The sequence below is a fragment of the [Bacillus] enclensis genome (genome assembly GCF_001456935.1).
Lineage (GTDB): Bacteria > Bacillota > Bacilli > Bacillales > Bacillaceae_B > Rossellomorea > Rossellomorea enclensis.
This window is the reverse complement of sequence record NZ_KQ758482.1, coordinates 1404450-1417102: the sequence shown is the minus strand read 5'-3', so window position 1 is coordinate 1417102 and position 12653 is coordinate 1404450. Positions and strand designations below refer to the sequence as shown.

The following is a 12653-nucleotide window of genomic DNA, read 5'->3' as shown; positions in this document are numbered from 1 at the left end:
CGAGGAAAGCGAAGTATTGCACGGAAATCAACAGCGGTATTTTAACAGGAGCCTTAACAGAAAGGAAGCTTCCAAGATGGGTACATTATGGACAAACGGAAAAATCTATACAATGCAGTCGGAAGACCACATGGTCGAAGCCGTCTATACAGAAAACGGGTTCATTAAAGACTTGGGCCAGGCAGAACAATTAAGGAACAAATATACAATAGAAGAAACAATCGACTTAAAGAATGGCGTCATGTTCCCGGGATTCGTGGACAGCCATATGCACTTGATCGGCCATGGGGAGACCCTCCTGCGCCTTGACTTGTCACAGATGACGAGCAAAGAAGAGGTACTGGATGCCGTAGCTGAAAAAGCAGGCAAGCTTCCCGCAGGACAATGGATCTTCGGGGAAGGATGGAATGAAAACCTTTGGGCCGGAGCGGAAGTCATTACAAAGAAAGAACTGGATGACGCTGTACCGAACCATCCTGTCCTGTTAAAAAGGATCTGCCGCCACGCCATGGTGGTCAACTCCCTTGCGCTTAAAGAGGCAAACATTGATGAGGAAACCCCTGACCCTGAGGGAGGATTGATTGAAAAAGATGATGATGGCAGCCTGAACGGACTATTAAAGGATAAAGCCCAGGATCTCATGACAGCAGCCCTTCCCCCCATTTCATCAAACTATCTGGAAGAAGCCCTGTCAAAAGGTATTGAAAGCTGCTGGGAAAACGGCCTTGTCGGTGGACATACCGAAGATTTAAGCTATTACGGAAATTTCAACAAAACGTACAATGCGTTCAAACAAACAATCAACCATAAAAATAAAAAATTCAGGGCGCATCTTCTGGTCCATCATGCAGTGATCGATGATTGGCATGAAGAAGGGCATCATTTCCTTGGAGGAAATGAATTCATCGAGTTCGGAGCCATGAAGATCTTCGCCGATGGCGCCCTCGGAGGCAGGACGGCCCTTCTCAGCTATCCTTATGCAGACGAACCGGATACAAAAGGTGTCAGCATCCATTCTCAGGAAAAACTTTTACAACTTGTTGAAAAAGCACGAAGCCTTGAGCTGCCGATTGCCGTCCATACGATCGGTGATCAGGCATTCGAGAATGTCGTGGATGCGATCACGGAACACCCATCTGAAAAATCGAGGCGTGACCGATTGATCCATGCGCAGATTCTCAGGGAGCAACTGATTGAAAAAATCAAAGGTCTCCCCCTTATATTGGATATCCAGCCGCGTTTTGTCGCTTCTGATTTTCCATGGGTGATCGACAGGCTCGGTGAAGAAAACATGAAATTCAATTATGCCTGGAAGACCTTGCTTGACAGAGGCGTCCACTGTGCAGGCGGATCGGACGCCCCGATCGAACCCGTCAATCCTTTATGGGGCATCCATGCCGCTGTCACAAGGACAAATCCTTTGGATCCGGAAAAGACCGTTCATATTCCTGAAGAACGTCTCTCGATGTACGAAGCGATTTCTCTTTTCACAAAAGGAAGCGCATATGCTTGTCACCATGAAAGTGACAGGGGGATGATCAAGGAAGGCTTTACTGCAGACTTCACTGTCCTTGAAAAAGATCCATTCGAGTCTAATCCCGATGAATTGCTGGAAAAAATCGTTTCCATGACCATAATCGACGAAACAATCGTCTTTGCAAAAGAATAAAAAGATTGCCCCCAAAACGTTTCCCCGATATAATGAAGTTATTTCGGAAACAGAAATAGTTTTGGGGGTGTTTTTTATGAAACAGAATGAACAGACAGGTATGATATACACAGCTTTTTCCTATTTTCTATGGGGAATACTCCCGATTTACTGGAAATGGTTAAACCATGTATCAGCTGACGAAATCCTGGCAAACCGGATCTTTTGGTCGTTCTGGTTTATGCTTTTATTTTTATTTTTCACGAAGAGATGGAAGGCTTTCACTTCCTACATAAAGACTTCATTGACCAAGAAAAAACAGCTGTTTGCTTTACTGATTGCTTCTCTTTTGATCAGTGCCAACTGGTTCATTTATATCTGGGCAGTGAATACGGATCAGATGGTGGAAGCGAGTCTGGGTTACTATATTAATCCTCTTGTCAGTGTCCTGTTAGGGGTGTTCATCTTAAAGGAAAGCTTGTCAAAAGCGCAAATCGTTTCATTTATCTTGGCAGCTGCAGGCGTGTTGATCCTGACGTTCTCGTATGGAGATTTCCCTTGGATCGCGATGGGTCTCGCCTTCTCATTTGGTCTTTACGGCCTTGCCAAGAAGATGATCAAAGTGGATTCTGCGATCGGTCTGACCTTGGAGACGATGACGATTGCACCGCTTTCACTTATCTATATGGGGTATTTGTACGCGGATGGGACACCATCGTTATTCACCGTCTCATGGGGGACGGATCTTCTCTTGATGGGGGCGGGGGCGGCCACGGCGATTCCGCTGCTTTTCTTCTCAAAGGGCGCGCAGCAGATCCCGCTTTATATGGTCGGGTTCCTGCAATATATCGCGCCGACGATCACCTTGATCCTCGGTGTCATGGTCTATGGTGAAACCTTCTCCATGACCCATCTGATTTCGTTCATGTTCATTTGGATCGCGCTGGCCGTATTTACGGGTTCCCGAATCCGATTTGCGAGGAAAAGAAGAAGGGAAGCGAAGCTTTCTGCATGACAGTGAAAAAGCTCCGGGCATTTGCCGGAGCTTTTTTACTTTATGTTTATAAGAAGGAACGCTTTACTTTCTCCCAGAAAGAGTTGTCCTTTAGTTTTACGGTTTTAATGATTTTGTCACTTAATCTTGCTTCCACTTTCTCAACGTGCTGGATGCTGAGTGCTTCATTGTCCATCCCCATCGCTGGGTAGTCATTTCCATCCTGTACGATTTTCAATTCCAAGCGGCGTTTGTCGCTGAGGATGAAGGACGATCCAAGGGTACGGTACCGGTTGTTGTTCAGAGAAGCCATTTCGCTGACCTGAAGACAAGGGATCATTGGATCGACGACCGCTCCGCTGACGGATTTATTATACGCTGTACTGCCCGTCGGAGTGGCGATGATCATGCCGTCCCCCCTGAATGTTTCAAAGTGGATATCATCAATGAAGACATCCATTACGAACGTCTTGATGATCCCGGATCTGATGCTGAATTCATTCAGGCAATGAAAAGAAGTCTGCTCGTCGACCGTGACTTCAATGGTTGGGTATTTTCTTACTTCAATTTGCTCTTTCGTCATCGCATCGATCATTTTGGATGTATCATCGATATGGAAATCGCAGTACATGCTAAGCGTACCGCCTGTCGAGATGCCTGCATACAGGCAGTCCTGTCTGAAGCCTGTTTTACGGACAGCCTGAAGGAATGTACCGTCACCGCCTACACTCACGATGATGTTTGCTTCTTTATGGGACTGTACGATATTGAAATCATAGCGGTTTGCCAAATCATATAGTTTGTCGAGCTTGGGCTGGATGGCTTTATCTTTTAATACGTAAAAATAAATATTCCTGCGATTGTTCATTTCTATGTACCTCCCAAAATTTAGTAGGATAATTTTTCCCATTCCATCAAAAGTCTGCTAAAATAACTTTGTGAATATTCTATCATGATTTGCCATGAGAATGATATTCATATCCTTACATAAGATAGGATAAACAAGGGAGGAATATACTTATGAATGCGAAAAGATGGATCGCCCTGGCGATTGCAGCAGGTCTGTTCTTTGTCTCCGTTGTGGTGAATTTCGCCACTTCAGCATTGACAGGGGATTTCAATAAGGCATTTGATGAGGTGCTTGGCGGCACCGAGCAGGCTTTTGGGGAAGAAATCATTGAGGATGGAAACATGCAGAAGAGAATTGCGGTGCTTGAGGTGAATGGGGTCATCCAGGATACCGGAGATGCAGCGTCCATGTTCCAGAGCCCCGGCTATAATCATGAACTATTCATGGAAAAGCTGGATGCCGTTCAGGAAGATGATTCAGTTAAAGGGATCATCCTTAAAGTGAATTCACCGGGCGGAGGAGTGGTTGAAAGCGCTCAAATCCATTCCAAGCTGGTTGAGATCATAGAAAAATCGAAAAAACCTGTTTATGTTTCGATGGGCAGCATGGCGGCTTCAGGAGGATATTACATATCTGCACCCGCAACGAAAATCTTTGCAAGCAAGGAAACATTGACCGGTTCACTGGGAGTGATCATGCAAAGCATCAATTACTCCGAGCTTGCCGAGAAATATGGTGTTGATTTCGTGACGATCAAGAGCGGTCCGTATAAAGATATCATGAGTCCGACAAGGAAAATGACAGAAGAAGAAAGAAAGATCCTTCAAACAATGATCAACAACTCGTATGAAGGATTTGTGGATGTCATCGCAAGCGGACGTGATATGTCTGAAGCACAGGTGAAAAAGATTGCAGATGGAAGAATCTACGACGGCCAGCAGGCGAAAGATGCCAACTTGATTGATGAGTTCGGATACATTGAAGATGTCATCGCTGCGATGAAGAAAGATCATAATCTGAAAGGCGCAGAAGTATTTGAATATACAAGCGGCGATCCTTTCTCAGAATTATTCAGCATGAGCGCCAAGAAGATGATTGGCAAGGACTTTGAAGCAACCGCATTGATGAAGCTTCTGTCACAGCCGAATGCCCCGAGATTGATGTATCTATATTCTGAGTAAGGAAGGTGAATGAATTGAGTGAAAATCAAGATGCACCTCGTGTACACGAGGAGGAAACCGTAGAGAAACATGACGAAATGACTTCGCAGCACTCTGTTATTCAGACGCCTCCGCCATATAAAGAGACAAGGGGATATTTTCTCGCAGGTTTCTGGCTGAGGGTGTGGGCTTATCTGATCGATCTCATCGTCATCGGAAGCATCACACGGCTTATCGTGAAACCCGTGTTCAAAGTCCTGGATGTTTCACTGGTGGAAGGTTCGATGTTTGCGCCGATTTCCATTCTTTCTGCAATTGTCTTTTACGGCTATTTTGTCCTTATGACAAAGTTCTTCAGTCAGACGATCGGGAAAATGGTACTTGGAATCAAGGTGATCGACTTGAAGGGAAGCCGTCCGACGTGGGGGACTGTCATCTTCAGGGAATTGATCGGCCGCTTCATTTCGTCGACCATTTTTATTCTTTATATCGTGGTGGCGTTCACCACTAAGAAACAGGGAATACATGATCTGTTTGCCGATACAACGGTTGTACAGGAGAAGAAGAAACTTGAATTCTCACCGGCTGTATAGGTGAATGTTCCGCTCTATTCATAGGGCGGTTTTTTTATTGCGCAAAAGCGTCTCATTTCTCAGGCGAAAAAAATCAAGGGAAGACCGTTTAATTTTTCTTTCAACGTACATACTGAAAAGTTGAAGGGTTGTGAAAAAATTGAGTGGTTGGGTATGGGCATTACTCATTCTATCTGCATTATTAGTTATCATCATTATTCTTATTATTATAACGAAATTAACGATCACCCTTACTTTATACCATGGGAATGACAATGATCATTTCAAGGTGAAGCTCCGGGCCTGGTTCGGCTTGCTGAGATACACGATCGACGTTCCGCTGGTCAAACTTGATGACGACGGTCCCAATGTCGTGGTCGAAGAGAAAAAAATGAGGGGGAAGGAAAAAGCGCCCTCGAGTGAAAAAGAATCTAAAAAGAAGATTTCTCCGAAAGATTTTATCAACAGCCTGCATGATACGAAAGAAATCCTTACCCATGTAAAAGGATTTCATAAGATCATCCGCACTTTCTTGAAAAAAGTGAAAATCGATCATATTCATTGGAAGACCCTATTCGGAACCGGTGATGCTGCTTCCACCGGGGCGATGACAGGGGCGATATGGGGCTTGAAAGGAAGCATCATCGGCATCATCAGCGGATATATGAGGCTGCAGTCACCCCCATCGGTCGAAGTGATTCCATCCTTCCAGAAAGCCATCATCCAGACTCATTTTTCATGTATTATCCAGTTTCGGATAGGGAATGCTATCCTAGTAGGTTTCAAGATACTTCGGTACTGGAGAGGCGGCAAACCGGACTTCAAGTCGTTGTCTCTTTCAGGGCTCTCAGAAGAAGAACAACAATCAGTTTAGCGAGGAGGACTAGACATGTCTGAACATCCGATTGAAGGTCTTATGACCACTGCAATGGAAAATTTAAAAGAGATGATCGATGTAAATACAATCATTGGCGATCCTGTTGAAACGCCTGACGGCAGCGTCATTTTGACGGTGTCAAAAGTAGGCTTCGGGTTTGCTGCAGGCGGAAGTGAATTTAACATCGACGGCAAAAGCAAAAAAGGTGATTCTGAAGGAGGAAAAGGCGGCAGCGACGGTGAAGGGTCTTCGAAGAAGCAGCCGTTTGGCGGAGGTAGCGGCGGCGGGGTCTCCATCACACCGATCGCATTCCTGATCGTCAGCTCAAGAGGCATCAAAATGCTTCATCTGGACGAAAGCACACACCTCTTGGACCGTCTGCTCGACCTTGCCCCGGGTGCAATCGAAAAAATCCAGGGCATGATGAAAAAGAACGATCAGGGAAGCGGCCAACAAGGAAACGGACCAAAGCAGAATATGGATTTCTAAAAAAACATTTTCTTAAGGGGGCTGACTCTGTAGTCAGCTCTTTTTTGATAGAACCATAATCGTCTCGATGGATGGCGTATGAAGGTGTACCAGCAGTTGATTAGGGTGCAAGTCGAAGACTCCTGCGGGAGAAGCGGGCCAGGTGAGACCCCGCAGGAGCTTTAGCGACGCGGAGGCTCAACGGCCGCCGGCGGAAAACGAAGTCTTGCACCGAAATCAACTGTGGCATTTTAACATCTCGACCCTTATCAGTTGCGTTGCACATCCGATTTTCTGTACTATGAAACTGTACATACTAATCATAGAGGAGGAACAAATAATGGCAAACATTACATTTAAGAACAACCCTGTAACACTGCTTGGCAGCGAAGTGAAAGTCGGGGACAAAGCACCTGATTTCACCGTACTTGCAAATGATTTATCAGAAGTGACTCTGAATGATTCAAAGGGTAAGGTTCGTTTGATCAGTGTCGTTCCTTCAATTGATACTGGTGTTTGTGATGCACAAACAAGAAAATTCAACGAAGAAGCAACGAAATTTGATAACGTTGAAGTATTGACTGTTTCAGTCGACCTTCCTTTCGCGCAAAAGCGCTGGTGCGGAGCGAACGGAATTGAAAATGTCCAGACGCTTTCCGATCACCGCGACCTTTCATTCGGTGAAGCATACGGCGTTCACATCCAGGAATTGCGTTTGCTTGCACGTGCCGTATTTGTGGTCGACAGCAATGATGAAGTCACTTATGTGGAATATGTGAGTGAAGCAACCAATCACCCGGATTACGATGCTGCAGTAGAAGCAGTGAAGAATGCGAAATAATACAACTCACTAGAGAAAAGGGACATGCTGACCTGCCTTCGCTGTATGGTCAGCATTGTTGTTTTTACAAACTGCCCGGCGGCGGGTAAAATAGAGGACAGAAAACGTTGGTAAAGGAATGAATGATATGATGAATTCGCCAGTCGAATCTCTTTTCGCGATCATCGATGAAACGTCACAGCTTCTTAAGGAAGAGCTCGCATGCAGCTATCTGGAAGCCGTGGCCGAAACAGGGGAAAACCTTTTTCAAGGCGAGATCCTTCAAGATGAAGTAAGCGAACTGACAAAAAAACGTCTACATAAAAAATATGAAGAAATCAAGATCGGAAGCTTTGAAAATGAGGATATCCGCAAAGCCTTTCAGTTTGCCATCCTCAAGGGTATGAAGGAAAACGTTCAGCCAAATCATCAGATGACCCCGGATTCCCTCGGGTTGTTTATCAGCTTCCTCGTCAATAAATTCACTCAGGGCAGCGAAAAGCTGACTGTGCTGGACCCGGCGATCGGTACAGGGAATCTCCTGACAACTGTGTTGAATCAGATGCCACACGTCGAATCCGACTCCATTGGGGTGGAAATCGATGAAGTGCTGATCAAGTTGGCCTATGTAGGGGCCAATCTTCAAAAGCACCCTCTGCAGCTGTTCAATCAGGACGCCTTGGAGCCTCTTTTCATCGACCCGGTAGATATCGTTCTCAGCGATCTTCCTGTTGGATACTATCCGAACGATATCAGAGCCGGCGATTATGAATTGAAAGCGGAAGAAGGGCATTCCTACGCACATCATTTATTCATCGAACAAAGCCTGAAGCATACGAAAGAAGGCGGCTACCTGTTCTTCATCGTCCCGAATGCACTGTTCGAATCACCGCTCAGCAGCCAGCTTCATTTATTTTTAAAAGAAAAAGTGAACATACAGGGCTTCCTGCAGCTGCCTCTTTCACTCTTTAAAAATAAGAACTCGGCCAAAAGCATCCTGATTCTTCAAAAGAAGAAAGAAGGTTTGAAAGCGCCGAAAGAAGTCCTGCTCGCGAATCTTCCAAGCCTCTCAAATCAGCGTGCATTAGAAGATATCCTTGGCAAGATTGATCAGTGGCTGGTTGAAAATAAATAATGCTTGATTGGAGACTGTTCTTGATTAGGGCAGTCTCTTTTACTTTTTCAATGATTGGAGGGGGCGGCACTTGAATTCGATGGGAGACAGAGGAAATGTGGAGACCCCCCAGCGTTTGGGGGAGCGGCCTGGGGAGCAGGCAGGATGAAGATTTTTCGACATGTAGGGTGCAATTAATTTTTTGAGAGGGAGAAATAATTTGTTGAAGGGTAGAATAGTGTCGATGAAGGGTGTAATCGTGATTCTGAAGGGTGCAATTATACGATTGAAGGGCAGAATCGTCATTTTGCTTCCTGAAAATCGTTGATCGGGCCCAGGATACAGACTGCTGTCCCTGTGTGGCGGCGCAATTATCGGGATTCCTGCGCAATAATCCGGAAAGTGGCGCAATAATCAAGATTCCGGCGCAATAATCCGGAAAGTGGCGCAATTATCGGGATTCCGGCGCAATTAACCGGAAAGTGGCGCAATTCTGATTTCAGGAACAATAATCCCCTACTTGCGCGCGACCCCATTCTTAAATAGAGCTTCTCAAATAGAGCCATAACGAGACTATTAAAGTACAAGCTTGACGAAAGAATCCCTGTTCAGAAGCGAGACTTAAATGGCTCGGCCTGCTCCCCGGGGATTCTTGTGCATGGAACGTAAAGAACTAGCAAATGTGAAAAAGTTTAATTCATTCCTTTATGCGGTAAAAAAAGAGTGAATCCATTTGGAATTTTGTGAAAATATTTAATTTAACATGAAAACGATGTCATTTCAAGCTTTTTCTTGAAATAGGGAGTGGACAGTGATTAAATGAGAAACTGAGAGATAAAAAGTGATTCTATGAACACAATATAGATAATCAAGATCCTAAATTAAAAGGAGCGATACATCGTGGCAAACAAAATCATTGCGATCAATGCTGGAAGCTCATCTTTGAAGTTTCAGCTTTTCGATATGCCTGAAGAAACAGTTATCACTAAAGGACTTATTGAGCGTATTGGCTTGGACAATGCGGTTTTCAACATATCAGTGAACGGTGAAAAGAAAGAGGAAGTAACGGATATCCCTGATCACGAAGTAGCGGTCAAAATGTTATTGGACAAGCTGACCGGCTTTGGCATCATCGGTTCTCTTGATGAAATTCAGGGAATCGGACACCGTGTCGTACACGGAGGGGAAGTCTTTAACGAGTCTGTCCTCATCACGGATGAAGTAATTGAAAAGATCGGTGAACTGTCAGATCTTGCTCCGCTTCATAATCCTGCGAACCTGACAGGTATCAAAGCATTCAAGAACGTGCTTCCGAATGTACCCGCAGTAGCGGTATTTGATACGGCTTTCCACCAGTCCATGCCTGAAAGCTCATTCTTATACAGCCTCCCTTATGAGTATTATGAAGATTTCGGCATCCGTAAATACGGATTCCACGGTACTTCACATAAATACGTATCTGAGAGAGCCGCTGAAATGCTTGGCCGTCCGAAGGAGCAGGTGCGCCTGATTTCCTGCCACCTTGGTAATGGTGCGAGTATCGCTGCCATCGAAGGTGGAAAATCAATCGATACGTCCATGGGCTTCACACCACTTGCAGGTGTAGCGATGGGTACCCGTTCAGGGAACATCGACCCGGCATTGATTCCATTCATTATGGAAAAAACAGGTTCAACAGCGGAAGAAGTGTTGAATATCCTGAATAAAAAATCAGGAATGCTTGGTGTATCCGGATTCTCAAGCGACCTTCGTGATATTGAGCAGCAGGCCTCTGAAGGAAATGAACGTGCAGAGCTTGCCCTCGAAGTATTCGCGAACCGCATTCATAAATATATCGGTTCCTACGCTTCACGCATGTACGGGGTGGATGCGATCGTATTCACTGCCGGCATCGGTGAAAACAGCACCCTTGTCCGTGAAAAAGTACTTCAAGGCCTTGAATTCATGGGTGTATACTGGGATCCTGCACGCAATAACGTGCGCGGTGAAGAAACTTTCATCAACTACCCGCACTCACCGGTAAAAGTCATGGTCATCCCGACTAACGAAGAAGTCATGATCGCCCGTGACGTTGTTGAAAAAGGAAACATTTAATATAGGCTGAATCAAACAGGACCTCCATATTGACGGTCCTGTTTTTTTGCGGTTATATAATAGAAGATAAAATTACAGAAAATTCACTTTGCATTTTCATCGGGGACAGAAGTTGTATGATATACTTATACTAATTTCGTAACTGTAAGGAGTGGAAGTCATGAGCTGGTCCGATCGGGATAAACAAGTTTGGCAGTCAATCAAATCGTGGAAAGAAGGCTTGTATGAATATGAAGCGAATGATTTGGAGCATACATATGTAAAGTGGCTGGATTACGCTTTTGAATCCATCCCCCAGGATGTCCAGGAACAATTTTTTCAGCGTTTGGACGGCTGGCTGTTCCACATGCATTCCCTTATCCAGGGATCGCAGATGCAAAATGATGCAAGGGAACGCATCTTGGTAACGGCCAGGGCATTCAACCAGGATATTGAGACGATTGAAGATCTTCAGTACCTCACAATTGATCAGCTTCATTATATCGCCGAGCAGCATGCAGGACGGCACCGCATTTATTCATTGTTCCAAGGCGGATTCACAGGTACAGGCGGACTTGTGGCTCTTGGTTCGGATCTGCCTGCAATGGCCGTGATCAATCTAAGGTCGGTGCAGCTGATTGCGATCACCTACGGATTTGATGTCCAGACGCCGTTTGAAATGATGACAGCATTGAAAGTGTTCCATGCCTCCACCCTTCCATCACGACTCCGGGCACTGGCCTGGGAAGATCTCATGGAGGATTTGAACAAGAAGGATTCGAATTATTTCTATGACGGATCGGAACAGCTGACCGATTACACGTGGCTCGAGGGACCGATGAAGCAGGCATTCAAAGCCCTTGCGATCACCATGTTCAAAGGGAAGAAGTGGTCGGGTCTTCCGCTTGTCAGTATAGCGGTCGGTGCAGGTGTAAACTATCAGCTTTCCCGTAAAATCACTGATTTTGCAGAGAAATATTATCAGTATCGTTACCTGCGCTTGAAGAAGAATCAATAAAATGCATTTTTTAGCAAAAGCGAAAAATCCGAACTATAATGAATCCTAGAATTCATAATAATAGTTCGGATTTTACTTTGACTAAAAAAAATTTTTGTCACGGCTTCTTTTTATAATGCTGTTGTTCTTTTGACCCAAGAGTAGATTGCTAATAAGAATGTACTTTTGATTAGCACTTCATCTTATTGATAATAAAACGATAGACTCAATAAAAATATTTGATTTTTCGATAATAAATTCAAGGAATTCGATAATAATTCTTTCAGTTCCGATAATAAAAAGTTAATTTTCGATAATAAATTCACCGACCACCCAAAAATACCCTCTTTAAAAATGACGTGAGCCGAAAAGTTATACAGTTCCTAAAGGAATTTAATTTTCACCTGTCACCTTTATCCAAAAACAAACAAAAAAATCATAAAAAACGTGTAAAAATATTTAAAAAAGACAGTACTCATACCCTCAGGCATCATCCCTCAATAATCGGCATCTTCAGCCCGGACATAAAGCGTGTACTATTCCTCATTCATTTCCGGTGATTTACGATACCATATCCACAGATCATTGATCTGCGATGCTTTCTCTGATATTTCGCTGTTCAGCTTGCAAGATTCCGCAAAGTCCTCTTCCTGGCCGAGGCGGGACTGCAGCTCTTCAATTTCCTCATCAATCTCCCCGATCCGGTCAGGAATGGCTCCTCTAATTCTTTCCCACTCGAGAAGGATTGCTTCCTTCTCATGAGACGGATACATGCCCCACTCCTTTGACAGGCAGGGCAGATTTATTTTCAAACGTGTATTGTATGAAAAGTGACTGCTTATTGTACTCATATAACTCCTGCGTTCTCCTTTTCCGTGTTAATATCGTTAATTAAATCCTACATCAATTCCCCCTGCGAATCCATTCATACTGCTGATTCAGAATATGGCTCATAAAATATTTATACAAATTCATGAATAAGTATTGAAATATAGAAGAGATGTTGTTAATATAAATTCATTCAAAAGAATAAATATTCATTAATTACTTTCAAATACTCAATTTATATAAACAACAACT

General features: G+C 44.3%; 12 protein-coding genes. 10 read left to right on the top strand and 2 right to left on the bottom strand.

Going from position 1 to position 12653, the window contains the following annotated elements; all coding sequences use genetic code 11:
* Window positions 1–76 precede the first annotated feature (76 nt).
* Window positions 77–1669: an amidohydrolase gene (locus AS034_RS07065; protein WP_058297963.1), complete on the top strand. Its 1593-nt coding sequence runs from the start codon at window positions 77–79 to the stop codon at window positions 1667–1669.
* 76 nt (window positions 1670–1745) lie between these two features.
* Window positions 1746–2663: an EamA family transporter RarD gene (gene rarD, locus AS034_RS07060; RefSeq protein ID WP_058297962.1), complete on the top strand. Its 918-nt coding sequence runs from the start codon at window positions 1746–1748 to the stop codon at window positions 2661–2663.
* A 46-nt stretch (window positions 2664–2709) separates the two neighbouring features.
* Here the strand turns inward: rarD and AS034_RS07055 are convergent, their stop codons facing one another.
* Window positions 2710–3510, bottom strand: a complete 801-nt coding sequence (locus AS034_RS07055) for an NAD kinase (protein ID WP_032087341.1) — start codon at window positions 3508–3510, stop codon at window positions 2710–2712.
* Between the two features lie 152 nt (window positions 3511–3662).
* On the opposite strand from AS034_RS07055, the gene sppA reads away from it, so the two are divergent.
* The 8 genes from sppA to AS034_RS07015 all read left to right on the top strand — a co-directional run bounded on the left by sppA (window position 3663) and on the right by AS034_RS07015 (window position 11594).
* Window positions 3663–4673: a signal peptide peptidase SppA gene (sppA, locus tag AS034_RS07050; RefSeq protein ID WP_058297961.1), complete on the top strand. Its 1011-nt coding sequence runs from the start codon at window positions 3663–3665 to the stop codon at window positions 4671–4673.
* Between the two features lie 77 nt (window positions 4674–4750).
* Complete coding sequence (locus AS034_RS07045; protein WP_058298105.1) at window positions 4751–5245, top strand: RDD family protein; 495 nt, start codon at window positions 4751–4753, stop codon at window positions 5243–5245.
* A 130-nt stretch (window positions 5246–5375) separates the two neighbouring features.
* Entirely contained in the window at window positions 5376–6098 is a 723-nt protein-coding gene (locus AS034_RS07040; protein WP_082641640.1) for a DUF2953 domain-containing protein, read from the top strand.
* A 15-nt stretch (window positions 6099–6113) separates the two neighbouring features.
* Entirely contained in the window at window positions 6114–6590 is a 477-nt protein-coding gene (ytfJ, locus tag AS034_RS07035; RefSeq protein WP_058297960.1) for a GerW family sporulation protein, read from the top strand.
* Between the two features lie 319 nt (window positions 6591–6909).
* A complete protein-coding gene (tpx, locus tag AS034_RS07030) occupies window positions 6910–7410 on the top strand; it encodes a thiol peroxidase (protein ID WP_032087344.1) in 501 nt (166 codons plus the stop codon).
* A gap of 130 nt (window positions 7411–7540) precedes the next feature.
* Window positions 7541–8524 carry a class I SAM-dependent methyltransferase gene (locus AS034_RS07025; RefSeq protein ID WP_032087464.1) on the top strand — a complete coding sequence of 328 codons (984 nt, stop codon included), beginning with the start codon at window positions 7541–7543 and terminating at the stop codon, window positions 8522–8524.
* A gap of 879 nt (window positions 8525–9403) precedes the next feature.
* Window positions 9404–10597 carry an acetate kinase gene (locus tag AS034_RS07020; protein WP_032087345.1) on the top strand — a complete coding sequence of 398 codons (1194 nt, stop codon included), beginning with the start codon at window positions 9404–9406 and terminating at the stop codon, window positions 10595–10597.
* 160 nt (window positions 10598–10757) lie between these two features.
* A complete protein-coding gene (locus tag AS034_RS07015) occupies window positions 10758–11594 on the top strand; it encodes an EcsC family protein (RefSeq protein ID WP_032087346.1) in 837 nt (278 codons plus the stop codon).
* Window positions 11595–12109: 515 nt separating this feature from the next.
* Here the strand turns inward: AS034_RS07015 and AS034_RS07010 are convergent.
* The gene (locus tag AS034_RS07010; RefSeq protein WP_058298103.1) at window positions 12110–12415 is read right to left on the bottom strand and encodes a hypothetical protein; all 306 of its coding nucleotides are present in this window, start codon (window positions 12413–12415) and stop codon (window positions 12110–12112) included.
* Window positions 12416–12653 lie beyond the last annotated feature (238 nt).